Origin of the sequence: Aeromonas sp. R2-4, assembly GCF_040908365.1 — a bacterium.
Classification (GTDB): Bacteria; Pseudomonadota; Gammaproteobacteria; order Enterobacterales; family Aeromonadaceae; genus Aeromonas; species Aeromonas veronii.
The window spans coordinates 140,220-163,475 of the sequence record NZ_JBFODO010000002.1 but is presented as its reverse complement, the minus strand read 5'-3'; the positions used below and the strand labels follow the sequence as shown (position 1 = coordinate 163,475).

The 23,256-nt window shown below is 58.6% G+C and carries 26 protein-coding genes and 1 other RNA gene; 16 read left to right on the top strand and 11 right to left on the bottom strand.

Annotated elements, in window-relative coordinates:
• Positions 1–7: 7 nt before the first annotated feature.
• The 3 genes from lfiM to rsmI all read right to left on the bottom strand — a co-directional run bounded on the left by lfiM (position 8) and on the right by rsmI (position 2,485).
• A complete protein-coding gene (gene lfiM, locus AB5Z05_RS01025; RefSeq protein ID WP_193559147.1) occupies positions 8–880 on the bottom strand; it encodes a lateral flagellar motor switch protein LfiM in 873 nt (290 codons plus the stop codon).
• A gap of 227 nt (positions 881–1,107) precedes the next feature.
• Positions 1,108–1,494, bottom strand: an RNA gene (rnpB, locus tag AB5Z05_RS01020) — RNase P RNA component class A.
• Positions 1,495–1,651: 157 nt separating this feature from the next.
• Complete coding sequence (rsmI, locus tag AB5Z05_RS01015) at positions 1,652–2,485, bottom strand: 16S rRNA (cytidine(1402)-2'-O)-methyltransferase (RefSeq protein ID WP_019444830.1); 834 nt, start codon at positions 2,483–2,485, stop codon at positions 1,652–1,654.
• 199 nt (positions 2,486–2,684) lie between these two features.
• Between rsmI and AB5Z05_RS01010 the strand changes: the two genes are divergently transcribed.
• The 4 genes from AB5Z05_RS01010 to dolP are packed head-to-tail and all read left to right on the top strand — an operon-like array spanning position 2,685 to position 5,968.
• The gene (locus AB5Z05_RS01010; RefSeq protein ID WP_368149904.1) at positions 2,685–4,472 is read left to right on the top strand and encodes a penicillin-binding protein activator; all 1,788 of its coding nucleotides are present in this window, start codon (positions 2,685–2,687) and stop codon (positions 4,470–4,472) included.
• Entirely contained in the window at positions 4,414–4,785 is a 372-nt protein-coding gene (locus AB5Z05_RS01005) for a YraN family protein (protein WP_005341723.1), read from the top strand. Before AB5Z05_RS01010 ends, AB5Z05_RS01005 begins: the two co-directional genes overlap by 59 nt.
• Before the next feature lie 9 nt (positions 4,786–4,794).
• Positions 4,795–5,385 (top strand): SIS domain-containing protein, encoded by a 591-nt coding sequence (locus AB5Z05_RS01000; RefSeq protein WP_005336275.1) that lies wholly within the window; start codon positions 4,795–4,797, stop codon positions 5,383–5,385.
• A 4-nt stretch (positions 5,386–5,389) separates the two neighbouring features.
• Positions 5,390–5,968 (top strand): division/outer membrane stress-associated lipid-binding lipoprotein, encoded by a 579-nt coding sequence (gene dolP, locus AB5Z05_RS00995; RefSeq protein WP_005336277.1) that lies wholly within the window; start codon positions 5,390–5,392, stop codon positions 5,966–5,968.
• A 44-nt stretch (positions 5,969–6,012) separates the two neighbouring features.
• Here dolP and AB5Z05_RS00990 read toward each other — a convergent pair whose 3' ends face one another.
• The 8 genes from AB5Z05_RS00990 to zapE form a co-directional block, all read right to left on the bottom strand.
• Positions 6,013–6,438 (bottom strand): ClpXP protease specificity-enhancing factor, encoded by a 426-nt coding sequence (locus AB5Z05_RS00990; RefSeq protein ID WP_005336278.1) that lies wholly within the window; start codon positions 6,436–6,438, stop codon positions 6,013–6,015.
• Positions 6,435–7,064, bottom strand: a complete 630-nt coding sequence (gene sspA, locus AB5Z05_RS00985; protein ID WP_005336279.1) for a stringent starvation protein SspA — start codon at positions 7,062–7,064, stop codon at positions 6,435–6,437. Before sspA ends, AB5Z05_RS00990 begins: the two co-directional genes overlap by 4 nt.
• An 87-nt stretch (positions 7,065–7,151) precedes the next feature.
• A complete protein-coding gene (locus AB5Z05_RS00980; protein WP_005336280.1) occupies positions 7,152–7,886 on the bottom strand; it encodes a cytochrome c1 in 735 nt (244 codons plus the stop codon).
• Positions 7,883–9,100, bottom strand: a complete 1,218-nt coding sequence (locus tag AB5Z05_RS00975) for a cytochrome bc complex cytochrome b subunit (RefSeq protein WP_005336282.1) — start codon at positions 9,098–9,100, stop codon at positions 7,883–7,885. Before AB5Z05_RS00975 ends, AB5Z05_RS00980 begins: the two co-directional genes overlap by 4 nt.
• Positions 9,101–9,102: 2 nt before the next feature.
• Entirely contained in the window at positions 9,103–9,693 is a 591-nt protein-coding gene (gene petA / locus AB5Z05_RS00970; protein ID WP_005336284.1) for a ubiquinol-cytochrome c reductase iron-sulfur subunit, read from the bottom strand.
• A 295-nt stretch (positions 9,694–9,988) separates the two neighbouring features.
• Positions 9,989–10,381: a 30S ribosomal protein S9 gene (rpsI, locus tag AB5Z05_RS00965; RefSeq protein WP_005336286.1), complete on the bottom strand. Its 393-nt coding sequence runs from the start codon at positions 10,379–10,381 to the stop codon at positions 9,989–9,991.
• Positions 10,382–10,396: 15 nt separating this feature from the next.
• Positions 10,397–10,825 (bottom strand): 50S ribosomal protein L13, encoded by a 429-nt coding sequence (rplM, locus tag AB5Z05_RS00960; RefSeq protein ID WP_005336289.1) that lies wholly within the window; start codon positions 10,823–10,825, stop codon positions 10,397–10,399.
• A gap of 266 nt (positions 10,826–11,091) precedes the next feature.
• Positions 11,092–12,186: a cell division protein ZapE gene (gene zapE / locus AB5Z05_RS00955; RefSeq protein WP_244774573.1), complete on the bottom strand. Its 1,095-nt coding sequence runs from the start codon at positions 12,184–12,186 to the stop codon at positions 11,092–11,094.
• A 140-nt stretch (positions 12,187–12,326) separates the two neighbouring features.
• Here zapE and AB5Z05_RS00950 point away from each other — a divergent pair, with 140 nt between their 5' ends.
• The 12 genes from AB5Z05_RS00950 to AB5Z05_RS00895 all read left to right on the top strand — a co-directional run bounded on the left by AB5Z05_RS00950 (position 12,327) and on the right by AB5Z05_RS00895 (position 23,250).
• Complete coding sequence (locus tag AB5Z05_RS00950; RefSeq protein WP_368149903.1) at positions 12,327–12,707, top strand: YhcB family protein; 381 nt, start codon at positions 12,327–12,329, stop codon at positions 12,705–12,707.
• 81 nt (positions 12,708–12,788) lie between these two features.
• Positions 12,789–14,150: a Do family serine endopeptidase gene (locus AB5Z05_RS00945; RefSeq protein WP_005336295.1), complete on the top strand. Its 1,362-nt coding sequence runs from the start codon at positions 12,789–12,791 to the stop codon at positions 14,148–14,150.
• Between the two features lie 109 nt (positions 14,151–14,259).
• Positions 14,260–15,384 carry an outer membrane-stress sensor serine endopeptidase DegS gene (degS, locus tag AB5Z05_RS00940; RefSeq protein ID WP_005336297.1) on the top strand — a complete coding sequence of 375 codons (1,125 nt, stop codon included), beginning with the start codon at positions 14,260–14,262 and terminating at the stop codon, positions 15,382–15,384.
• Positions 15,385–15,700: 316 nt separating this feature from the next.
• On the top strand, positions 15,701–16,060 hold the full coding sequence (locus AB5Z05_RS00935; RefSeq protein WP_005355140.1) for a transcriptional regulator: 360 nt from the start codon (positions 15,701–15,703) through the stop codon (positions 16,058–16,060).
• Between the two features lie 17 nt (positions 16,061–16,077).
• Positions 16,078–16,443 carry an SFCGS family glycine-rich protein gene (locus tag AB5Z05_RS00930; RefSeq protein ID WP_005355141.1) on the top strand — a complete coding sequence of 122 codons (366 nt, stop codon included), beginning with the start codon at positions 16,078–16,080 and terminating at the stop codon, positions 16,441–16,443.
• Positions 16,443–16,739 (top strand): DUF4312 family protein, encoded by a 297-nt coding sequence (locus tag AB5Z05_RS00925; RefSeq protein ID WP_019444839.1) that lies wholly within the window; start codon positions 16,443–16,445, stop codon positions 16,737–16,739. Before AB5Z05_RS00930 ends, AB5Z05_RS00925 begins: the two co-directional genes overlap by 1 nt.
• Before the next feature lie 39 nt (positions 16,740–16,778).
• Positions 16,779–17,555, top strand: a complete 777-nt coding sequence (locus tag AB5Z05_RS00920) for a DUF4311 domain-containing protein (RefSeq protein WP_005341754.1) — start codon at positions 16,779–16,781, stop codon at positions 17,553–17,555.
• A gap of 11 nt (positions 17,556–17,566) precedes the next feature.
• Positions 17,567–18,217, top strand: a complete 651-nt coding sequence (locus AB5Z05_RS00915) for a DUF4310 family protein (protein WP_368149902.1) — start codon at positions 17,567–17,569, stop codon at positions 18,215–18,217.
• Positions 18,218–18,259: 42 nt separating this feature from the next.
• A complete protein-coding gene (locus AB5Z05_RS00910; RefSeq protein WP_368149901.1) occupies positions 18,260–19,399 on the top strand; it encodes an amidohydrolase/deacetylase family metallohydrolase in 1,140 nt (379 codons plus the stop codon).
• The gene (locus AB5Z05_RS00905) at positions 19,383–20,498 is read left to right on the top strand and encodes a DgaE family pyridoxal phosphate-dependent ammonia lyase (RefSeq protein WP_368149900.1); all 1,116 of its coding nucleotides are present in this window, start codon (positions 19,383–19,385) and stop codon (positions 20,496–20,498) included. Before AB5Z05_RS00910 ends, AB5Z05_RS00905 begins: the two co-directional genes overlap by 17 nt.
• Positions 20,498–21,238, top strand: a complete 741-nt coding sequence (locus AB5Z05_RS00900) for a KDGP aldolase family protein (protein WP_181269563.1) — start codon at positions 20,498–20,500, stop codon at positions 21,236–21,238. The genes AB5Z05_RS00905 and AB5Z05_RS00900 overlap by 1 nt, the downstream gene beginning before the upstream one ends.
• A gap of 107 nt (positions 21,239–21,345) precedes the next feature.
• Positions 21,346–23,250 carry a transcription antiterminator gene (locus AB5Z05_RS00895; RefSeq protein ID WP_368149899.1) on the top strand — a complete coding sequence of 635 codons (1,905 nt, stop codon included), beginning with the start codon at positions 21,346–21,348 and terminating at the stop codon, positions 23,248–23,250.
• Positions 23,251–23,256 lie beyond the last annotated feature (6 nt).

Here is a 23,256-nt window from a genome sequence, read left to right as displayed (position 1 = left end):
ATTCAATTTACTCCTCTACAACCGTCGCAACCTGATAGACCAGGCTGCCTTTGTGTTCTGCGATTCGTCCACTGAAGCAGGGACGGCTGCCAATCAGTGCTGGCACAACTTCAGGCAAGTCCAGTGACAGCACATCACCCACCTTGAGACACTCGAGATCCGCCAGCGTCATGGACAACTGGCCCATCACTACCCGCAGACGAACCGGGACATGAGTCAGAGCCTGTTCCAGCTGACCTGCCGGCAATGAATGACTGACCTGAGAAATGGACTCCTCGGGGGGAAGCAACCACATCTGCCAGTGATGAGTGCAATTACCTGCCTGCAGGGTTGCCTGCGTGGTCCAGAGCTGACGGTGGGCGATGGAATCACGCGGCACGACATGCAACTGCCACTTCAAATCCCCCAACCCCAGACAAGCACACCAGATATCAACCTGATACTGGCAAAGCCGCAATAACAGCCGCTGTTCGGTATCGGTCAGCCCTTTGCCAGACTGAACGGGCTCCTCTTTTTGCTGCAAGGTGCCGCCGAAAAAGAGGACCGCCAGACGATAGATGACCAGAGGTGCGATCGAGAAATAGACGGCGCGCTGAGGTTCAAGCGGACTTCTCGCCTCGACCCAGATATGAGCGTCATCTATCTCTGCCGGACCGGAAAAGGCGAACTCGCCATAATTCAGTTCGCACTCTGCACTATTGAACAGCTGGGCCATACAACTCGCAGCTTGCAGGGAAAATGTGCTCAACTGGCCATTGACCTGCTTCAAGCGGGCGTGATTAAGCCGCTCGACACCCAACAGATCATAATGAGGCAGGGTTCTGCCACGTTCTGCGCTAAGCAGCCGGGAAGGTGTGAGCATTGCGCTGCTTGATGACATTAATAATCCACCTTAACCATTTCATCTCGCCTTATTGCCACAGGGTCGCTCATCAGGCCAGCAGTGTGATAGATACAGACAGTCCAGCCGACGTATATCGACCAAAAAGGGTGAGAACTTTATTACAAATTCCAGAAAGCCGCCATGCGGTGCATCTCGGCGTGAATAATAAAAATCCCGGTGCCGTTAGGCACCGGGATTTTAGCGTGACGGTTCACGCGGAATGAGGTCGGAGTCGGCCTGTAAGCCGGGTTCTGTACCGGGTTGCCCCGGGTAGCAATCATTCCTCTAGGCCAGCAATCGCTCGCTGGCTCAAGCAACCTACCCGCCCCCAACGCGGGCCGCGCCAATAGGGGCCTATTTGGTCTTGCTTCGGGTGGAGTTTACCGTGCCACGAACTGTTGCCAGTCGCGCGGTGCGCTCTTACCGCACCCTTTCACCCTTACCTGATCCCTTGCGGGCCATCGGCGGTCTGCTCTCTGTTGCACTGGTCGTAGGCTCACGCCCCCCAGGCGTTACCTGGCACCCTGCCCTGTGAAGCCCGGACTTTCCTCCCCTCCGCCCGTCTGTCCCGAGGGACACAACGACGAAGCAGCGATTGCCCAGCCAACTCCGAGGCGCGGATTATAGCCTTGCGATACGCACGGGGTAAACCGGCAATTCCCGTTTACAGCCATTTATCGCGCTTTGGCCCCCGTTTACATGCTGAATGCTCGCCGGTTCGGGGGATTGCACAGGTCAAAAAGCAGTCAGCCAGCCTATTTCATCGGCTCAATAGTGCTCGAGACCGTATTTGTAGAGGGCATTCTTCTTCACGCCGTGGATCTCGGCGGTCAGGGCAGCCGCTTTTTTCAGTGGCAGCTCGGTCACCAGCAGACCCAGAGTACGGATCGCCTCGGCTGGCAGATCCTCTTCATCTTTGGAGGCGCCAGCCACGACCAGCACGATCTCGCCGCGGCAGCGGTTGTCATCCTCGCCCAGCCAGGTCAGCATTTCGGAAGCTGGCAAACCGTGGATCGACTCAAAAGTCTTGGTCAGCTCGCGGCACACCACCACCTGACGTTCGCCGAGAATGCGAGCAATCGCTTCCACTGTATCCTGCACACGGCGCGGGGATTCGTAGAACACCAGCGAGCGGGTGTCTTCGATAACGGCTTGCAGGCGATCGTCACGTCCCTTGCTCTTGGCGGGCAGGAAGCCTTCAAAGGCAAATCGATCAGTGGGCAGACCGGCCGCGCTCAGGGCGGTGATGGCGGCACAGGGACCGGGCAGCGGCACCACCTTGACCCCGGCTTCACGACAGCGGGTGACCAAGTGATAACCGGGGTCGCTGATAAGCGGAGTGCCGGCATCGGAGACCAGCGCAACACTCTTGCCCTCTTTGATCCGGCCGATCAGCACATCGGCTTTCTGCTGCTCGTTGTGATCGTGCAGGGCGAAGGTCGGCACCGAGATTTGGTAGTGGCTGAGCAGGATACCGGTATGACGGGTATCTTCAGCTGCCACCAGATCGACACTGCGTAAAATGTCCAATGCACGCTGGGTGATGTCCGCCAGATTGCCGATCGGAGTGGGGACTATATACAGGGTTGGGATGTCACTCATGGGATCTCCGAGTGCCCCGACAATTGTGTCGCCATATTGGCCCGTTTACACTATGGGGAACTTCAACACTGGTCGGGGAATGAACTTGAACCGGGTTACAAAGCAGCTAAGTGTATCACGACTCTTCGGCATCATACTCGCGGCAGTACTGCTCGCCGCCTGTGCGTCGGAGCCCAATCAACCGTCAGGGCAGTCAGGCATGCCCTCTGCGTTCTCCAATCTGACCAAGAATGCCCAGTGGTATCTTGAGCAGGTGGACCCCGCCAAGCCGGCCGAGGCCTTTATCTGGCAGATGCTGGCGGCACGCAGCTATCTGGCGCTGGGCCAGGCCAAACCGGCCTCGGCACTGTTCCAGCAATTGCAGAAGCAGGCCAAGGATCCCGTTCAGAAGGCGCAGTTGCAACTGCTGCAAGCCCATCTGTTGCTGGCGCAAGGCCACGCCAATCAGGCGCTGATCCTGCTGGAAGGCAAACCTGAGGTGGTGCTGGATGCCGATACCCAGAAGGATTGGTATCGCCAGCGCGTAGTGCTGCAGCTCGACATCAACAACAAGTTTGGCGCAGCCAAGTCGTTGATTGCACTGGAGCCCTACCTCAATCAGAGCGAGCAGGCGACCAACCATCAGCAGATCTGGTCGCTGCTCAAGAGCATGACTCCTTCCACCCTGCAAGCGCTGGAAGAGGCTCCGGCCCCTGATGTGACCACCGGCTGGCTACGACTGGCGGCACTGGTCAACGAGTTTGGCGCCCAGCCGAACTTGCTGGCCCGCCAGCTGGCAGGCTGGAAGCGCGACTTCCCCAACCATCCAGCCCAGAAGGATATGCCGGCAGGATTGGGCGATCTGGCGGCCACTGCCAGCACCTCGGTGCAACAGATCGCTGTGCTGCTGCCCCTCTCCGGCAATCTGGAGCCGCAGGGCGCCGCCATCCGTAACGGTATGCTGATGTCTTATAAGGAAAATCAGGGGCAATTCACCCTGAACTTCTACGACACCCAGAGCAAGTCAACCGGCGATCTTTACAAGCAGGCGATTCAGGAAGGGGCGGACATGATCATCGGCCCGCTGCTGAAAGACCGGGTCGAGGAGCTGCTCAAGGCCAATCCGACCGTGCCGGTACTGGCGCTCAACGAGCTGGACAAGCCGGTCGTCAACGACACCACCTACTACTTCTCCCTATCTGCCGCCGCAGATGCCGTCCAGGCAGCCCAGTACCTTTACACCCAAGGCTACCGCAAACCGCTGCTGATCGCCGCCCAGGGACGGATCGGTTACAGCAGTATCAAGGCGTTCGAGCAGAGCTGGGCCACCCTGAGCCAGGACAAGCCGGTCGTCGCCACCTTCGGTGCCCGCAACGAAGTGCAGGGGATGGTCAAGAATGCTCTGAGCGGCCGCTCTACCGCCCGTGCTGGCGAGGTAGTGCAACTCTCTGATGCCGCACCGCGCAGCATCGATGCCGTTTATGTGGTGGCCAACAGCCTGGAAACCCGGATGATCAAGCCCTACGTGGATGTCTCGGTCAATCCGATGGGAAGCCTGCCCATCTACACCAGCTCCCGTGGTTACGACAGCGCAGCCACCGAGGTCGCCTCCGAGCTCAACGGCATGCATATCGCTGATATGCCGCTGCTGCTGGGTGGCTACGAGAAACAGCGCGAGCAGATCGCCCTGCTCTGGCCGCAGACCCAGGGTGACCTGCTGCGTCTATTTGCCATGGGCTACGATGCCGTCAGCCTGGCTGAGAACCTGCAGCAGATGCGCAAGGTGGGTGGCATGCAGCAGGCCGGCATGAGCGGTCAGCTGAGCGTGGATGCCCAGGGCAATATCGTGCGGATGCTGAGCTGGGGTACTTACCAGAACGGCAAACTGGTCGACGAGAACGCCGTGCAGCAACTGGAGGAGCCCTCCAATGAAGGAACTATGGAAACGGATGCGCCAGCAGTTGCCGAGCCTGTTCCCCTCTCCAACGAGCAAGGGACAGCACTTTGAACAAGTCGCTGAACGCTGGTTGCAGGCTCAGGGCCTGCAACCGGTAGCTCGCAACTACCGCTGTCGTGGCGGTGAAATAGATCTCATCATGCACCAGGGCCAGACCCTGGTGTTTGTTGAGGTGCGCTACCGGGCCACCGGCAGCCATGGTGGGGCCGCCAGCTCGGTCACCCGCAGCAAACAGCACAAGATCATGCTGGCAGCGCGCCACTATTTGAAGCAACATGCCATCAACGAGGCCAATCAGGCCTGCCGATTCGATGTGATTGCGTTCGAGGGCGACCAGCCAGCCTGGATCCAGAACGCATTTTAAGAGGACCCTATGACTGACCGCATCAAAGAGAACTACACCGAAAGCATCCAGACCAAGATAGCCGCCGCCGAGGCGCTGCCGGATGCCATCCATACTGCAGCCCAGATGATCACCATCTGCCTGCTCAATGGCCACAAGGTGCTGGCATGCGGTAACGGTCCTTCTGCCGCACTGGCGCAGCTGTTTATCTCCGAGCTGGTCAACTGCTACGAGACCCAGCGCCCCTCCCTGCCCGGCATGGCCCTGACCCCGGACATGGCAACCATCAGCGCCATCGCCACCGACCACGGTTTTGAAGAGGTCTACGCCAAGCAGATCCGCGCGCTGGGCCAGCCTGGCGACATTCTGGTGGTCATCACCACCTCCGGCCACAGCCGCAGCCTGATCAAGGCCGCCGAGGCTGCCCTCTCCCGCGACATGACCATAGTGGTGCTGAGCGGGGGTGACGGTGGCGAAATGGCAGGTCTGCTCGGCCCGAACGATGTGGAGATCCGTGTTCCCTCCGCCCGTCGCCCTCGCATTCTGGAAGTGAACCTGTTGACCCTACACTGCCTGTGTGATCTCATCGACCAGACTCTTTTCCCGCAACAGGAAGATTGAAACCATGAAAAAGCACACTATCCTGCTCGGTCTGCTGGTTAGCACCCTGCTGCTGCAAGGCTGCGCAGCCCTGGTTGTTGGCGGCGCCGCAGGGACTGCCAAGGCCTCTGGCGATCGCCGAACGCTGGGCGCGCAATGGGATGACCAGACCATCGAGCTGAAAGCGGCCAATCTGCTGGCCGACAACAAGCCGCTCAGCGCAGCCAGCAAGATCAGCGTCTACAGCAACAATGGCCGCGTCCTGCTGGTCGGCCAGACACCTTCTGACGTTTACAAGATTGAAGCTGGCAAAATTGTCAGTCGCATCGAAGGGGTGCGCCACGTCTACAACGAATTGCGCATCGGCCAACCTGCCAGTTTCACCACTCGCAGCAATGACTCCTGGATCACCTCCAAGGTGAAAGCCGACATGTTCGGCACCAAGAACTTCGACAGCACCAAGGTCAAGGTGGTCACCGAGAACGGCGAGGTATTCCTGATTGGTCTGGTGACTCGCCAGGAGGGAGAGCAGGCAGTCAACATCGCCCGCCATGTCACCGGCGTGAAGCGTGTGATCAAGGCCTTCGAATTCGCCCAGAACTAAGCTCGACCGCACATAAAAAAACGCAGCCAATCGGCTGCGTTTTTTTATTTGATCACCTTCAGGGTCGGACGACCGCTTGGACGCGGCGGTTCCGGCTCAGGCTCCACCGGTGCTTCAGCCTGTTCCAGCCATATGTCGTAACCCGGCTCGGGCGGGAACATGGTGCCCACGCCGTTCTCCCGGGCATGAATAGCCAGTACGGCCGCCATCGGGATATAAACCTGCTGGGAGACCCCGCCAAAACGGGCACTGAAGCTGATAGCCTCGTTATCCATGTGAAATTGCATCACGGCGCGTGGCGCTATGTTCAACACAATCTGCCCATCCTGAGCGAACTGCATCGGCACCATCACATGGGGGATGTTGACGTTGACCACCAGATGGGGGGTCAGATCGTTGTCCAGCAACCAGTCAAAGAACGCCCGTAACAAGTACGGGCGGCTCGGTGTCATTGTCGGTTCCATGCTCATACGCCAGCACGGATCTCGCGTTCGGCTTCGGTCAGGGAAGCCTGGAAGGACTCACGCTCGAACAGACGAACCATGTAAGCCTTCAGCTCTTTGGCACCACGACCGGTCAGGTCGATGCCAAGGCTCGGCAGACGCCACAGCAGCGGTGCCATGTAGCAATCCACCAGACCGAACTCTTCGCTCATGAAATAGGGCATTTCACCGAAGATCGGCGCGATGGCCAGCAGGTTGTCACGCAGTTCGTTGCGTGCTGCTTCAGCATCGGTACCGGCCATGATCTTGTCAGCCAGTGAGTACCAGTCCAGCTCGATGCGGTGCATCATCAGACGGCTGTTACCACGGGCAACCGGGTAAACAGGCATCAGGGGCGGATGCGGGAAGCGCTCGTCCAGATACTCCATGATGATGCGCGAGGTGTAGAGTGCCAGCTCACGATCAACCAGGGTCGGTACAGAGTTGTACGGGTTCAGCTCGGCCAGCTCATCCGGCAGATTGGCTGGATCAACCTGGCAGATATCTACGCTAACACCCTTCTCCGCCAGGACAATACGCACCTGATGGCTGAACATATCGTTGGCACCGGAAAACAGCGTCATTACCGAACGCTTATTGGCAGCTACAGCCATTGAACCCTCCCGTCATTAAAAAGCAGAAACGGCAATGAAGCATCTTGGTCTTCATTGCCGTGCATTATATTACCCGTATCTGGTCGCTTAGTGAACGTCGCGCCAGAATTCCTTCTTCAACAGCACAGTGAAGATGAAGAAGATCACGATGAAACCAAGCACCCAGAAGCCCATGCGTTCACGCTCCTGTTGTACCGGTTCAGCCGAGTAGACCAAGAAGTTTACCAGATCCAGTACCGTCTGATCATACTCTTCGTCATCCATTTCACCATTACCGTCAGATTTGATGCTGACAACCTGCTGGGTTTCCACTCCGTCGACCGTGTGAGTAGCGAACTCGGCACGGGGGGTTCCCTGCAATGGCTCCAGCACATGGGGCATGCCCACGGACGGGAACACGGCGTTGTTCACCCCGAACGGACGGGTCTCATCCACGTAGAAGGAGCGCAGATAGGTGTAGATCCAGTCTGCACCGCGCACCCGGGCAACCAGAGTCAGATCAGGGGGCGGTGCACCAAACCACTTGGCGGCATCCTTCTCTGACATGGCGCTCTTCATCAGATCACCGACCTTTGCACCGGTGAAAATCAGGTTCTCTTTCATCAAATCTTCGGGGATCCCGAGATCTTCTGCGACCCGGTTATAACGCTGATACTGGGTGGAGTGGCATCCGGCGCAATAGTTCATGAAGGTGGCCGCGCCGCGTTGCAGCGATGCCTTGTCACTCAGATCGTAATTGGCTTTGTCCAGATGAACAGCTCCGCCACTTGCAAATACCAGAGATGGCAGCAGGGTCAGCACTGCAAATATTATTCTTTTCATTTAAATGTCACCCTCTCCGGCAGCGGCTTGGTGCTTTCATTCTTGCTATAGAAGAACAGCAGGACGAAGAACCCGAAATATCCCAGTGAACAGATCTGGGCAACCAGCGTCAACGTCGGCGTCGATGGCAACACCCCCAACACCCCCAGGATGATAAAGCAGACCACAAACTGGGCAATGTTCAGCTTGTGCAGCATGCTGCGATAACGCACCGAGCGCACCTTGCAGCGATCCAGCCACGGCAGCAGGAACAGTACCACGATGGAGAGACCCATCATGATGACGCCAAGCAGCTTGTCCGGCACCGCCCGCAAAATGGCGTAAAACGGCGTGAAGTACCACACAGGCGCAATGTGCTCCGGAGTTTTCAGACCGTTGGCCACTTCAAAGTTCGGTTTCTCGAGGAAGTAACCCCACATATCCGGCTTGAAGAAGATGATGGCGCAGAAGAAGAACAGGAAGCCAGCGACACCGATCATATCCTTGACGGTGAAGTAAGGGTGGAACGCCACCGCATCCAGCGGCCAGCCGTTCTCGTCCTTGTGCTTCTTGATGTCGATACCGTCCGGGTTGTTGGACCCCACTTCGTGCAGCGCCAGAATGTGCATGGCAACCAGCATCACCAGCACCAGCGGCAACGCGATGACATGCAGCGCGAAGAAGCGGTTCAGGGTCGCACCTGAGATCACGTAGTCACCGCGGATCCACAGGGTCAGATCGTCACCGATGACCGGAATGGCGCCAAACAGCGAGATGATGACCTGGGCACCCCAGAATGACATCTGGCCCCAGGGCAACAAGTAGCCCATAAAGGCTTCCGCCATCAGCACCAGGAAGATCAGCATGCCGAAGATCCACAGCAGTTCACGAGGCTTCTGATAAGAGCCATAGATCATGCCGCGGAACATGTGCATGTAGACCACGATGAAGAATGCAGACGCACCGGTTGAGTGCATGTAACGCAGCAACCAGCCGTACTCCACATCGCGCATGATGTACTCCACGGAGGCAAACGCACCTTCCGCGGAGGGGTTGTAGTTCATGGTCAGCCAGATACCGGTGATGATCTGGTTAACCAGCACCAGCATGGCCAGCGAGCCGAAGAAGTACCAGAAGTTCAGGTTCTTCGGTGCCGGATACTTGGCCATGTGGTCGTTGTACATGGCCGTGAGCGGGAATCGATAATCGATCCAGCCCATCAGTTTACTCAACATGGTCAGGCCTCCTTGCCATCGGCACCGACCTGTATGGTGGTGTCATTAATGAATTGATAGGGCGGAATGACCAGGTTCAGCGGTGCAGGCACCCCCTGGAACACACGGCCGGCCATGTCGAACTTGGAGCCATGGCACGGGCAGAAGAAGCCGGACGTAACGCCCTGCACCTGCTCGCCAAAGCTGTCAGGCAAATAGGAAGGTGAACACCCCAAGTGGGTGCAAATACCGACCGCGACAAAAATTTCGGGCTTGATCGATCTGTACCCGTTATGGGCATAGTCAGGCTGCTGCGGCTCTTCAGATGAGGGATCCCGCAGCTTGTCATCATGCGCGGCCAAGGCATCCAGCGTCTGTTTGGTGCGTTTCACCACCCAGACAGGCTTGCCTCGCCACTCGACACGGATGAGCTGACCCGGTTCCAACTTGCTGATATCGACTTCAACCGGCGCACCGGCTGCTTTGGCCTTGGCGCTCGGATTCCATGACTTTATAAACGGCACTGCGGTAAACGCAGCTCCTACCCCACCAACGGCAACCGTTGACCAGGTAAGAAATCTGCGGCGACCGGTATCAACTGGCGCATTGCTCATCCAAAAACTCTCCCATGTGGACTCCGCACATTCTTATAGTGTCCCTGTTCCCCATTTTTCCCGTGACAACAGCGGCGGAAGCTGGATTTACAATTGCCACAGAAAACAGGGGAAATTTTAAAGAAAAGATAACAACTTGACAAGAAAGAGCGGTGAGCAATGAAAACAATAAAGAAACAATTTTTTGTCTTTTGTGACGCGTGGTTAGCATTGATGTCGGTAATATTACCAATAAAAAAAGCCTGGCAGTTGCCAGGCTTTTTTGACACTCGAAAGAGTGAGTACCAAAAGCGAATTAACGCTTGGAGTACTGCGGACGCTTACGAGCTTTGTGCAGACCAACTTTCTTACGCTCAACCTTACGGGCATCACGAGTAACAAAGCCAGCTTTACGCAGTTCGGAACGCAGGGTTTCGTCGTACTGCATCAGAGCACGAGTGATACCGTGGCGGATCGCACCAGCTTGACCAGAGATGCCACCACCGTTAACGGTGATGTACAGGTCCAGTTTCTCGGTCATCTCAACCAGTTCCAGCGGCTGACGAACTACCATGCGGGCAGTCGGACGGCCGAAGTACTGCTCCAGGGAGCGCTGGTTGATTACGATCTTGCCGCTACCCGCTTTGATAAATACGCGAGCAGTGGAGCTTTTGCGACGGCCGGTACCGTAGTATTGATTTTCTGCCATGTTGCCAGTTCCCGATTAGATATCCAGTACTTGAGGTTGCTGAGCAGCATGAGCATGCTCGGCGCCTGCGTAAACTTTCAGTTTACGGAACATGGCACGGCCCAGAGGACCTTTCGGCAGCATGCCTTTGACGGCTGCTTCGATTACCATTTCCGGTTTACGCTGAATCAGCTTGTCGAAGCTGATTGACTTGATACCACCCGGGAAACCGGAGTGAGCGTGGTACATTTTGTCGGTAAATTTCTTACCGGTTACGTGTACCTTCTCAGCGTTTACAACGATGATGTAATCACCGGTGTCAACGTGCGGAGTGTACTCAGCTTTGTGCTTACCACGCAGACGAGCAGCGATCTCGGTTGCGATACGACCCAGAGTTTTACCTTCTGCGTCCACAATGTACCAGTCACGTTTTACGGTTTCTGGCTTGGCAACGAAAGTTTTCATTAAGTTAAACCCAATTACCTGTTACAGACCCAATTGCTTATGGGGGCTCTCCCACAAACAACAAACGATGGCCTACCTGTACCCCTTCGAATACAAGTAAAGCTTAAAGTGTTGCTGTCTTATCGACAGCTGTAACGTGGGCCGGGCGATTATAAGTGAAGTTGCCTTAAATATCACCTGCTAATTTCACTGCCATGAAACCAGCAAATGTCGCCCGGCCCTACCTGCCGCAGATGCCCATCCGACTGGCAGGCGCGGTATTGTGACTAAGGAAGGTGCACTCTGGCAAGGTATTCGTGCGATTGCATTTCCTGAAGCCGTGAAAGACAGCGTTGGAATTCGAAATTCAGCAGCCCTTCGCCGTAGAGTTCTGCCATGGGAACCGCCGCCGACATGATGAGCTTGACGTGCCGTTCATAAAACTCATCGACCATGGCAATGAAGCGGCGAGCCGCGTCATCCGTGCCTGTGCCCATTGGTTGCACATTGGCCAGCAGAACAGTATGGAACAGCCTGGCCAGCTCGATATAGTCGTTCTGGGAGCGGGGAGTACAACAAAGTTGCTCAAATTCCATATAGAGCACCCCTTCCCCCATCCCGAGCGACCTCAGCTGACGATGATTGACCTCGAACGCCCCCTCGCAAGCCGTGTGCCCACCGGTTAATTGCTGAAAATAGTGGTCAAGATTGGCTTTTGCCTGCAAATCCAGCGGGCAGTGATAAATCTCCGCTTGTTCCAGCGTACGCAGGCGATAGTCGATACCTCCATCCACGTTAAGTACCTCGCAATGGCGCTCGATAAGCTCGATAGCAGGCAGAAAACGGGCTCGCTGCAGCCCGTTACGATAAAGATCCTGCGGCGGAATATTTGAAGTGGCGACCAGCACAACACCGTGACCAAACAGCTCCTGGAACAGCGTGCCCAGCAGCATGGCGTCGGTGATGTCGGAGACAAAAAATTCGTCGAAACAGATGATGTCTGTCTCGCTGGCAAGCTTGCTGGCCACCAGCTTGAGGGGATCGGACTGCCCGCTCAGCCCCTGCAGTTCATCGTGAATGCGGTGCATGAAGCGGTGGAAATGGCTGCGCATCTTACGCGTCCCAGGCAGGCTGTCGAAAAAAGTATCCATCAGCCAGGTCTTGCCTCGGCCCACTCCGCCCCACATATAGATACCGAGGACAGGCTCCGGCGGCTTGGGCTTTTGCAGCCAACCCAGCAGCCCTCGAGATCTGGTCGGAGTCGGGCGCCGTAGCAAATCCTGATACAGTCGCTCCAGCCTGCTAATGGCCATCCCCTGCGCGGGGTCGGCCACAAAGCCGGGGCGCAGCAGATCCTGCTGGTATTTTTGCTGCGGTGTCATCCTTGAGCGCCTCTCCAAGTCCCTGAATCGAGGACAAAATGGTATCACGGCCTCAGGACGCACGGTATAGTGCCATCAAGGCATGGCGGTTATGACGACCGCATAAACCCACTCTGTTTTAGCTGTAACAAGGAGCATCTATGAGTCTGTTAACTGGGATCCTGCTGGCTGTCGCGGCCTTGATTATCGGTGTCGTTCTCGGCCGTTTTTCGGTGCGTAGCCGCGATGCTGGCCGTCTCGAACAGGAACTGAAGAAGGCCCACAAGGAGCTCGAGAGTTATCAGGGCCAGATCAACACCCACTTCGCCGACAGTGCCGCCCTGATGGAGCAACTGGCCGAGCAGTATCAGACCCTCTATCGCCACATGGCCGAGCAGAGCAAATTCCTGGCCAAGGCGCAGGAACCGCTGTTCCGCGAATCATTGGTAGAAGATGCCCCTGCCAATGTGGCAGAAGAGCCGGGCGTTCCGCCTCGCGACTATGCTGGCGCCTCTTCCGGACTGCTCAAGCAACCAAACTAGTTCCTCGCGGAACTAATTGGCCAGTCCCGTGGTCTGACCTTGACGATTGCAATGCAACTTTTTCTGGGAGCTGTTTTTCATATGCGTAAACCTCTTTCCATGCTCAGTGTGCTAGCCCTCAGTGTCGGTATCGCCATGTCTGCGGCCCCTGCTCAGGCTGCACTGCCTTCCCTGTTAGGTTCAAATCAGGAGATGCCAAGCCTGGCGCCTGTTCTCGAACAGGTCACCCCGGCGGTGGTCAATATCTCGGTTTCTGGCAAAAAAATTACCCGTCAGCGTCTGCCGGAACAGTTCAAGTTCTTCTTCGGCCCCAACATGCCCGATGAACAGGTGAGCGAGCAGCCGTTCCAGGCGCTCGGCTCCGGTGTCATCGTCGATGCCAAGAAGGGTTACGTGATCACCAACGCCCACGTGGTGCACGAGGCGGACGAGATCAAGGTCAACCTGAAGGATGGTCGTGAGTATGCGGCCAAGAAGATCGGTGAAGACAAGCAGTCCGACATCGCCCTGCTGCAAATCAAGGCCGAGGATCTGGTACAGATCAAGTTCGCCGACTCCGACGAGCTACGGGTAGGTGACTATGCGCTGGCCATCGGCAACCCGTTTGGTCTGGGCCAGACCGTCACCTCCGGTATTGTCAGTGCGCTGGGTCGCAGCGGCCTCAACATCGAGAATCTGGAGAACTTCATACAGACCGATGCGGCCATCAACTCCGGTAACTCCGGCGGAGCCCTGCTCAACCTGCGTGGCGAGCTGATCGGTATCAACACCGCGATTCTGGGCCCGAACGGCGGCAACATTGGCATCGGCTTTGCCATCCCTTCCAACATGGTGCGGGATCTGACCGAGCAGATCGTCAAGTACGGTGAAGTGCGTCGCGGCCAGCTGGGTATTACCGGCACCGAGCTCACCTCCGACATCGCCAAAACCTTCGGCTACAACAAGAAGGATGGTGCCTTCGTCAATCAGGTCATGCCTGATTCGGCGGCCGACAAGGCGGGCATCAAGGCTGGCGATATCATCGTCAGCATCGATGGCAAACCGGTTCGCTCCTTCGGCGAGCTGCGTGCCAAGATCGCTACCATGGGCGCTGGCAAGCAGGTCGAGCTGGGACTGATCCGCGATGGCAAATCACAAACTGCCAAGGTGACCCTAAAGCAGGCCGATGACAGCGAAGTACGCGCTAGTGCGCTGCATCCGGCACTGGAAGGGGCCAAGCTGAGCACCACTACCGACCCGGTCTCCGGTGTCGCGGTGGCCGATATTGATCCTCGCTCTCCGGCAGCCGCTTCCGGCCTGCAGAAGGGTGACATCATCATCGGGGTCAACCGCCTGCGCATCAACACCCTGGGCGAGCTGACCAAGGCGCTCAAGAACAAACCTGACGTGCTGGCGCTCAACATCCAGCGTGGCGACTCCTCGCTCTATCTGGTGATCCGCTAACACTCAAGTTGTTCGCCAACCCCTCTATCACCCGCGGCCTTCACCGCGGGTGATTTTTATCCATCGATAGTGTTATTCTCTGCGCGCAGCCTGTACGGATGAGAATGACATGAAAATCCCCCCTTTAGTCAGTTACTTGGGCAAGTCTGTCGGTTTTGGATTGACCGTCGCGGCGCTGCTGTTGCTGCTGTTTCCCCATTTTCGCGGTGGTGCCCAACTGCCCGGCATCATCACCAATGCCCGTGAACTGAGTTTCTCCTATGCCGCCCATCGGGCAGGCCCTGCCGTCGTCAACATCTACACCCGCAGCTTTGCCCCCAATCAGGGCAATCAGGGGGAACTGCGCCCGCAAGGGCTGGGTTCTGGCGTCATCATGAACCAGCGCGGCTATGTACTAACCAACTACCACGTCATCGCCGATGCCGACCAGATCATCGTCGCGTTGCAGGATGGCCGGGTCTTCAGCGCCGAACTGGTCGGCACCGATCAGCTCACCGACCTCGCCGTGCTCTATATCGAGTCAGACAACCTGCCGGTGATCCCGCAGGATCCCGAACGACTGCCAGAAGTGGGAGATGTGGTGCTCGCCATCGGCAACCCCTACAACGTCGGCCAGACCATCACCCAGGGCATCATCAGTGCAACCGGCCGCACCGGCCTCTCCAGCATGGGGCCCGACAGCAATGGCCGTCAGGATCTGCTGCAGACCGATGCCGCCATCAACGAGGGCAACTCTGGTGGCGCGCTGGTCAACGGCCGTGGCGATCTGGTGGGTATCAACACCGCTACCTATCACCTCAACGGCAATCAGGAGAGCTACGGCATCAGCTTCGCCATCCCCTACCGGCTGGCAAAACGGATCATGGATGAGCTGATCGCCAACGGCCGGGTGATCCGAGGCTACCTCGGGATCTCCAGTGTCGAGATCAACCCCATAGTCGCGCGGATGATGAACCTCGGCGACCTGCGTGGTCTGGTGGTGGAGAGTCTGGACCCCAACGGCCCGGCGGCCAAAGGCGGCCTGCAGCGAGGGGATGTGCTGCTCAAGATCAACGGAGAGGCCATCAGTGGCGTACGCAGCGCCATGGACAAGATTGTCGAGAGCCGCCCCGGCACCAAGCTGACCATCTCGGTATTCCGCTCCGGCAAGCCACTGGAAGTGGTGGTCACCATAGAGGAAGACCTGCGCTATCAGCAGAGAACGGCCAGCTCTAGCGCCGCATCAGCCAGCTAGCGTCACTGCTTTTTATAAGAAGGGCGGGAAACCGCCCTTTTCCATATCTGCCCTCTCGGCTACATCTCTTACCGTGAGATGACTCACAGTTTCCCGCAACGCTTGCCCTGCCCCCGCCCCCCCCGATTTGTGCGCTACCGATCACACAAAACCGGCCCCAATAAGCACTCTTTTTGTCTTTTCAGTATCCAAACGCTCACTTTGGGGCCATTTCCTCAGGAATTTCCGCTTCGAATCGGAAAAACGCTGCCTCCTCCACATCGACGCGCAGGCTTAGGGTAACGCCATACCTTCTGCCAGCCTTGGAGAGCAGACATTGCAAACAGAGACTCACGACCAGACCCTGACCCCGAACAGCCCGGAGTTGCTGCGCCAGACCGATCATATCCTCGCGCGCATTTATCCCCTGCTGGCCGAACAGGGCATCATCCCCAACGAGGTGCAACGGCAGATGCTGGCCTCCCATGTCAAAGCCATGGTGTGGCGCTCCCACAGCGGCGAGCCCCTGCCAGAAGTTGACCTCAGCCTGTTTGAAGAGATCTCCCCCCTCTCACTGCGTCTCGCCGAACAGGTCGTCAGCTGGCTGGATCAGCTTGCTTATGAGGAGGCACACCTCCTGTCCGTCCATTTTGAAGTCGCCAAAGAAAACGAACTCAGCTCGGTGCAGAACCCGTAACTCAAGGAGAAATCGATATGACAGCCATCAAACTCGTAATCGGAGATCGTCTCGGCAAGGGTCAGAAAGTGGGCGCAGGCGCGGAAGCTGCCGGGGCCAACGTGACCATCATCCCCGGCATGGCCGCTGACATGAAGCTCGGCGATGTGATGAACAAGGAGCAGGCGGATCTCGGCATCTCCTTCTGCGGCAGCGGCGGCGCCGGGGCGATCACCGCCCAGACCAAATACGGCTACAAGTGCCGCTACGGCATGCGCTCTGTTGAAGAGGGCGTCACCGCCATCAACGAAGGGTGCGTGGTGCTGGGCTTCGGTTTCATGGACAAGGAAGAGCTGGGCCAGAAGCTGGTCGAAGCCTTCGCCAAGAAGCACGGACGCGCCTGATGAAAGAGAACTTCACCACCCAGGTCATCGTCAACGGCAAGGGGACGACCCGCCAGCAGGCGTTTGCCTCCGCCCTCAGCCAGGTGCAACCCACACTGCTCAAGGACAACCAACAGGTACTGCTGCGTATTGAGCCGGTCGATGTACAGGTGCTCAAAGCCGAGGAGTCGGTCCGGGTGGAGAAGTTCCTGTTCTTCTTCCTGCCGCGCCAGCGCCGCGAATACCGCGTCCAGCTGGAGATCAAGGTTCAGGTCACCAGTCTGGATGTCGCCAAGGTGACATTCACCCAGGTGTGATGCCTGCGCAGGCACAACCCCACAAGAAGGATACGTTGGATGTTTCTAATCATTTTTATCAAGTCACTCATCATTGGCGGCCTGGTTGGCGTCGGGGTGGGGGCCGGCGCGGCGCGGATGTTCCACGCCCCGACCGTACAGGGCATGGGTGCCTTCCGCACCCTGGGCGAACTCAACTCCTGCGAGGGGGATCCCGCTTCCCACTTCTCGTTTGGTCTGGGCTTCTTCTTCAACGCCTGGGCCTCGACCGTGGCGGCAGGCGCCTTCACCCAGGATGTGGATCACCGCATCATCCCGCACTGGGCCACGGCGGCACTGCTGTTCAAAAATCGGGATCTCGCCACCACTCTGCACGACCCGAAAAAGATGGCCATCGCCGGCGGCATCATAGGTGCCATCGTGGTCGCCTTCCTCAACAGTACGGCGGCTGCCGTCCCGGCCGCCCTGCAGGTCACTGCGGTCAAGGTGCTGGTACCGGCCGCCAACCTGCTGGTCAACACCGTCATGCCGGTGATCTTCTGGCTAGCTGCCATCGAGGCGGGCAAGAAATCCGGTTTCTGGGCCACCATCTTCGGCGGTCTGGCACAGCTCATCATGGGCAACGCGGTACCGGGCCTGGTGCTCGGCATCCTGATCGGCAAGGGCGTGGAAGAGAGCGGCTGGAACCATGTCACCAAGGTGATGATGGCTGCCATCGTCCTGCTGTTCGTGCTGAGCGGCTTCTTCCGCGGCTTTGACATGAAACTGATTGAATCCTTCCATATGGGTGTCCCCCTCTGGCTGGAAAACGTCCATAACCTGCTGAGCGGCAAATAAGGGGTCACACCATGGATGAGAAACTGAAAAACAACTTCTGGTACGCCGACTGGTCATTCCCCATCTTCGTCGGCCTGCTCTCGGCCGGGGTCTTTGCCGGTACCCATATGTTCTATCTGTACGGGGTTGGTGCCTTCAACGAGGTAGCCTTCGTCGCCATGCTGAAAGCCGGAATGGACACGGGTGCCTACGGCGCGGTAGCCGCGTTCGGTGCCAGCTTCCTGTTCGCCCGCATCATCGAGGGATCCCTGGTGGGGATTCTGGATATCGGCGGAGCAATCCAGACCGGGGTCGGCCTCGGTGTGCCAGCCCTGCTGCTGGGAGCCGGCATCCTCTATCCGGTGGAGAACTTCGGCGCCTCGCTGGCAACCGGCATGGGGATTGGTCTGGCTATCGGCTACGTCATCATTCTGGCGCGCAAGTTCACCATCAACCAGAGCAACTCCACTTACGGTGCTGACGTGATGATGGGTGCTGGCAACAGCTCTGGCCGCTTCCTCGGCCCCCTCATCATCCTCTCCGCCATGGGCGCCTCCATCCCCATCGGTATCGGTTCCCTGCTGGGTGCGCTGCTGTTCTACGTGTGGGGCAAGCCCATCACTGGCGGTGCCATTCTGGGGGCAATGCTGCTGGGTACCTTCTTCCCGGTCGCCCTTGTGTAAGTATCAGCCGCCCTGCAGGGCGGCTCGCCAGAGGTTATCAGCATGTACGACATGATCATCAGAGCTGGGCGCCAGGGAGATGGCCGGCTCGTCGATATCGCCATCAGGGAGGGCAAAATCGCCGCCATCGGCTCCCTGCCGGGGACGGCAACGGCGCGGCAGATACTGGATCTCGGCGGCCGGGTGCATGTGAGCGCAGGCTGGATCGACGGCCACACCCACTGCTACCCCGCCTCCCCCATCTATCACGATGAGCCGGACAAGGTAGGCGTAGAGTCCGGCGTCACCACCGTCATCGACGCGGGCAGCACCGGAGCCGACGACGTGGATGACTTCCAGCGGATCGCCGCTGGCTGCAAGACCCGGGTGCATGCCCTACTCAACATCTCCCGCATCGGTCTGCTGCGCCAGAACGAGCTGGCGGATAGCCGGGACCTCGATATGGATCTCGCCTCGGCAGCCATTCGCCGCCACCCCGACTTTATCGTCGGCATCAAGGCGCGGATGAGCGGTAGCGTGGTAGGCGAGAACGGTCTGCAACCGCTGCGCATGGCCAAGGCGCTGCAACAGGCTCACGGCCAGCTGCCGCTGATGGTACACGTGGGCAACACGCCGCCGGATCTGGACGAGATCGCCGCTCTGCTGGGGGATGGCGATCTGCTGACCCACTGCTTCAACGGCAAACCGAACCGCATTCTGACCCCGGCTGGCGAGCTGCGGGTCGCGGTGCGCGAGGCGATGAAACGGGGCCTGTTGCTCGACATCGGCCACGGCGGCGCCAGCTTCAGCTTCGAGGTGGCGGAACTGGCTATTCGACAGGGGATCCTGCCCCGCACCATCAGCTCCGACATCTACTGCAAGAACCGCATCAAGGGGCCGGTCTACAGTCTGGCCCATGTGATGTCGAAGTTTCTCGCCATCGGCATGACGCTGGAGCAGGTGATCGCCTGCGTCACCCATCAGGCCGCCGATGCCCTGCGCCTGTCCGGCAAGGGGCGGCTCGAGGTAGGCGCCGATGCCGATCTGACCCTGTTCGAGGTCACCAGCGGCCCGACCCTGTTTATGGATACCGAAGCCCAGTCCCGCAGCGGTGACCAACAACTGCAGCCTCTCGCCGCCCTGGTCGGTGGCGAACTGGTTCTGACTCACTATGGGAAATCACACCATGCCTTCTGTTTATGAGAAATATCAGCTCAAACCGGTGATCAACGCCTCCGGGCGCATGACCATTCTCGGCGTCTCCACCCCCGAGCAGGAGGTGGTCGATGTGGTCAATTTTGGCCTGGGCCACTACTTCGAGGTCAAGGATCTGGTCAACAAGACCGGCGCCTATCTGGCTGGTTTGCTGAATGTGGAAGATGCGGTGGTGGTCTCCTGCGCCAGCGCCGGCATCGCCCAGTCAGTCGCCGCCATGATAGTACGCGGCGATCCCTACCGCCTCGAGCACCTGCATGCCCATCCCCATGAGGTGCCGAGTGAAATCGTGCTGCCCAAGGGGCATAACGTCAACTTCGGCGCCCCGGTCGGTACCATGGTCAATCTGGGTGGCGGCAAAGTAGTGGAAGCCGGTTACGCCAACGAGTGCTCCCCTTCCCAGCTGGCAGCCGCCATCAATGCCAACACCGCTGCGATCCTCTATATCAAGTCCCACCACTGCGTGCAGAAGAGCATTCTGTCGGTGGCAGAGGCCGCCGAGGTCGCCAAGACCCACGGGCTCCCGCTCATCGTCGATGCGGCTGCCGAAGAGGATCTGCGCCTCTACTACAACCAGGGTGCTGACCTGGTCATCTACAGCGGTGCCAAGGCCATTGAAGGGCCCACCAGCGGGCTGGTGCTCGGCAAGCGTCAGTACGTGGAGTGGGTCAAACAGCAGGCCAATGGCATCGGTCGCGCCATGAAGGTGGGCAAGGAGGGGATCCTCGGCCTGACCCACGCTATCGAGCGCTATCTGGCCAAAGAGAAAGAGAGCGGCGCCGCCATGGTCGCCAAGATGAGCCCCTTCATCGAGCGCCTCAACCAGCTGCCCGGCGTCACCGCCAAGGTGGTATGGGACAGCGCAGGACGCGACATCGCCCGCACCGATATCGCTTTTGACCACCAAAAGATCGGCATGACCACAGTGCAGGTCGTCAGCCGTCTGCAACAGGGCTCGCCTGCCATCTACTGCCGCGGCTACAAGGCCAACGAGGGGCACATCGAGATCGATGTGCGCAGCGTCACCGTGCCCCAGCTCGACCAAATCCACTCTGCCATTGCCAACCTCGTTCAGGAGAATCGCTGATGTCCCTTACCCCCAACTACTACCGTGATCGGGTCTGTCTCAACGTGCTGGCAGGTTCCAAGGAGAATGCCGTCGAGGTATACGACGCAGCCGAAGGCCACGTGCTGGTCGGCGTGCTCTCCAAAAACTACCCGGATATTCCCTCCGCAGTTGCCGATATGAAGGAGTACGCCAAGCTTATCGATAACGCCCTCTCCATCGGTCTGGGGGCCGGTGATCCGCGTCAATCCGCCATGGTGGCCGAACTGGCCTGCCAGCTGCAGCCCCAGCACGTCAATCAGGTGTTCACCGGTGTCGGTGCCAGCCGGGCGCTGCTCGGCCAATCACAAACTCTGGTGAATGGTCTGATCTCCCCTACCGGCATGCCGGGCATGGTAAAGATCTCCACCGGTCCACTCAGCGCCGGGCAGCCGGATGGCATCGTGCCCATCGATACCGCCATTGCCTTGCTCAAGGACATGGGCGGCAGCTCGGTCAAGTTCTTCCCCATGGGTGGGCTGGCCTGCCGCGACGAGTATCAGGCAGTTGCCGAGGCTTGTGCCCGCCACGGCTTCTGGCTGGAGCCCACCGGCGGCATCGATCTGGAGAACTTCGAGGAGATAGTGCGGATTGCGTTGGATGCCGGAGTCGAGAAGGTGATCCCGCACGTCTACAGCTCCATCATCGACAGCGCGAGCGGGCACACTCGCCCCGAGGATGTTCGCACTCTGCTGGCCATAGTGAAACGACTGTTGGCCTGATGGCAGTCACGGGCGCCGGTTTAATCACTGACCGGTGCCTGGCTTGTTGATGACCCACTTGTTAACATCGACCCTTTATCTCGCAACAGGAGTCTTGCATACCCCCTATGATCAAGCTGCCACACCCCAGGCTCCATCAACTGCTGATCCAGCTCCATGCCGAACCACTGCCACAGGAGGAGCTGGCTCGCCGCCTCAATGTCTCCACCCGCACGGTGCGCACCGATGTGGCGACCCTCAACGAACTGATTGCCACGCACGGCGCTCACCTGATCCACCAACGTGGCAGCGGCTACCAGCTCAAGATCTACAATCAGGGACTGTTCGAGGCTCTGCTGGCGGCCCAGGGTCAGGATAGCGGCCTGCCACGCACCAGCCGCGAGCGGGTGCTGCACCTGCAGATCCTGCTATTGACGGCAGAGCAGGGGATCAAGCTCGATGAGCTGGCTGATACATGGTATCTGAGCCGGGCGGCACTGCAGGGGGATATGGCGGAAGTCCGTGAGCAGCTCAGCCACTTCAGGCTCAGCGTCGAGAGCAAACCCCGCCTGGGGATGCGCATTCAGGGGGAGGAGACGGCGATCCGGGCCTGCCTGACCCAGCTGCTCTATCAGGAGTTGCTGCACAACAACCAGTTGCAAACCCTGCTACCCAACCTCTGCCCCAGCAAGACGATGGAGGTAGTGGGCAATCACATCCATGCCCAGCTTGCCCGACATCAGCTGCGTCTCGCTGACGAGAGCCTGCAGCAGCTCACCATCTACTGCGCCGTTGCCCTGCTGCGTCAGGCATCCGGTCACGAGTTGCGCCACTTCGCCAGCGAGGATCTGACTCTGCCGCTGCTGGCAGTATCTCGCGATATATATGCGGTATTGCCCACCCTGACGCCCCCCGTAGAGGACGAGATCGCCGGTCTCGCTATCCAAATCCAGGCGCGCCTGATTGCCGATACTCCCCAGCTCAGCCCTGCCATGGCCGCCGAGAGCGAACAGCTGGTGGAACATCTGCTGACCTACATTCATCAACACTACCCTTACGACCTGCGAGGCGACCAACAGCTGCGGGCCGACCTGCAAACCCATATCAGCGCCATGCTGCTACGGGTCAAATACCAGATTGGCAACCACAACCCGCTGGCCGATCACATCAAGCAGTACTACCCCCTCGCCTACGACATCACGCTGGCGGCCATTTCGGAGTGGATCAAGCAGACCCCCTACCGATTGACCCACCACGAGATCGGCTATCTGGTGATCCATATCGGGGTCGGGCTGGAGCGCCATTACGATATCGGCTATACCCGCCGCCCGCAGGCGCTATTGCTTTGCGATGCGGGCAACGCCACCTTCCGGGTGCTGGAAGCACGCATCAAGCGGGAGTATCCCCAGTTGCAGCTGACCACGCTGGAGTCGGTGCGGGATTACGAAGGTCTGGCGCAGATCGCGCAGGACTTTGTCATCAGTACCGTCAAGGTGAACGAAAAAAACGCCCCCGTGGTACTCGTTGCCCCCTTCCCGACCCAATACCAGCTGGAGCAGCTTGGCAAGCTGGTGCTGATCGACCGCTCCCGCCCCTACATGCTCGACAAATATTTCGATGCCGACCACTTCATGGTGGTCAAAGAACCCCTTACCCAGGCCGAACTGTTTGCCCGTATCTGTGATCAGCTGGAGGCGGAAGATCTGGTGGAGAGCGGCTTCAGAGCCTCACTGCAGGAGCGGGAGCGGATCGTCTCCACCATGTTGGGAGAAGGGATCGCCCTGCCCCACTCCCTCGGTCTGCTGGCACGCCGCACCCTGGTTTACACCGTGCTGGCCCCGCAGGGGATTGACTGGGGGAATGGTGAAATCGCGACGCTCATCTTCGTGCTGGCCATCAGCAAGGCCGACTACGAGGAGGCGATGGGTCTCTACGACCTGTTTCTGGCACTGATGAACGAAAAAGCCAGCAGGAATCTGCTGGCTTGTCGGGATTTTGCCAGCTTCAAAGCGCTGGCGCGTACCGGTTCATAACATATA

What these genes read in the sequence shown, in the direction of transcription:
- lfiM (WP_193559147.1), bottom strand. Translation starts at nt 880, where the DNA reads ATGTCATCAAGCAGCGCAATGCTCACACCTTCCCGGCTGCTTAGCGCA.
- rsmI (WP_019444830.1), bottom strand. Translation starts at nt 2,485, where the DNA reads ATGAGTGACATCCCAACCCTGTATATAGTCCCCACTCCGATCGGCAAT.
- AB5Z05_RS01010 (WP_368149904.1), top strand. Translation starts at nt 2,685, where the DNA reads ATGCCCTCTGCGTTCTCCAATCTGACCAAGAATGCCCAGTGGTATCTT.
- AB5Z05_RS01005 (WP_005341723.1), top strand. Translation starts at nt 4,414, where the DNA reads ATGCGCCAGCAGTTGCCGAGCCTGTTCCCCTCTCCAACGAGCAAGGGA.
- AB5Z05_RS01000 (WP_005336275.1), top strand. Translation starts at nt 4,795, where the DNA reads ATGACTGACCGCATCAAAGAGAACTACACCGAAAGCATCCAGACCAAG.
- dolP (WP_005336277.1), top strand. Translation starts at nt 5,390, where the DNA reads ATGAAAAAGCACACTATCCTGCTCGGTCTGCTGGTTAGCACCCTGCTG.
- AB5Z05_RS00990 (WP_005336278.1), bottom strand. Translation starts at nt 6,438, where the DNA reads ATGAGCATGGAACCGACAATGACACCGAGCCGCCCGTACTTGTTACGG.
- sspA (WP_005336279.1), bottom strand. Translation starts at nt 7,064, where the DNA reads ATGGCTGTAGCTGCCAATAAGCGTTCGGTAATGACGCTGTTTTCCGGT.
- AB5Z05_RS00980 (WP_005336280.1), bottom strand. Translation starts at nt 7,886, where the DNA reads ATGAAAAGAATAATATTTGCAGTGCTGACCCTGCTGCCATCTCTGGTA.
- AB5Z05_RS00975 (WP_005336282.1), bottom strand. Translation starts at nt 9,100, where the DNA reads ATGTTGAGTAAACTGATGGGCTGGATCGATTATCGATTCCCGCTCACG.
- petA (WP_005336284.1), bottom strand. Translation starts at nt 9,693, where the DNA reads ATGAGCAATGCGCCAGTTGATACCGGTCGCCGCAGATTTCTTACCTGG.
- rpsI (WP_005336286.1), bottom strand. Translation starts at nt 10,381, where the DNA reads ATGGCAGAAAATCAATACTACGGTACCGGCCGTCGCAAAAGCTCCACT.
- rplM (WP_005336289.1), bottom strand. Translation starts at nt 10,825, where the DNA reads ATGAAAACTTTCGTTGCCAAGCCAGAAACCGTAAAACGTGACTGGTAC.
- zapE (WP_244774573.1), bottom strand. Translation starts at nt 12,186, where the DNA reads ATGACACCGCAGCAAAAATACCAGCAGGATCTGCTGCGCCCCGGCTTT.
- AB5Z05_RS00950 (WP_368149903.1), top strand. Translation starts at nt 12,327, where the DNA reads ATGAGTCTGTTAACTGGGATCCTGCTGGCTGTCGCGGCCTTGATTATC.
- AB5Z05_RS00945 (WP_005336295.1), top strand. Translation starts at nt 12,789, where the DNA reads ATGCGTAAACCTCTTTCCATGCTCAGTGTGCTAGCCCTCAGTGTCGGT.
- degS (WP_005336297.1), top strand. Translation starts at nt 14,260, where the DNA reads ATGAAAATCCCCCCTTTAGTCAGTTACTTGGGCAAGTCTGTCGGTTTT.
- AB5Z05_RS00930 (WP_005355141.1), top strand. Translation starts at nt 16,078, where the DNA reads ATGACAGCCATCAAACTCGTAATCGGAGATCGTCTCGGCAAGGGTCAG.
- AB5Z05_RS00925 (WP_019444839.1), top strand. Translation starts at nt 16,443, where the DNA reads ATGAAAGAGAACTTCACCACCCAGGTCATCGTCAACGGCAAGGGGACG.
- AB5Z05_RS00920 (WP_005341754.1), top strand. Translation starts at nt 16,779, where the DNA reads ATGTTTCTAATCATTTTTATCAAGTCACTCATCATTGGCGGCCTGGTT.
- AB5Z05_RS00915 (WP_368149902.1), top strand. Translation starts at nt 17,567, where the DNA reads ATGGATGAGAAACTGAAAAACAACTTCTGGTACGCCGACTGGTCATTC.
- AB5Z05_RS00910 (WP_368149901.1), top strand. Translation starts at nt 18,260, where the DNA reads ATGTACGACATGATCATCAGAGCTGGGCGCCAGGGAGATGGCCGGCTC.
- AB5Z05_RS00905 (WP_368149900.1), top strand. Translation starts at nt 19,383, where the DNA reads ATGCCTTCTGTTTATGAGAAATATCAGCTCAAACCGGTGATCAACGCC.
- AB5Z05_RS00900 (WP_181269563.1), top strand. Translation starts at nt 20,498, where the DNA reads ATGTCCCTTACCCCCAACTACTACCGTGATCGGGTCTGTCTCAACGTG.
- AB5Z05_RS00895 (WP_368149899.1), top strand. Translation starts at nt 21,346, where the DNA reads ATGATCAAGCTGCCACACCCCAGGCTCCATCAACTGCTGATCCAGCTC.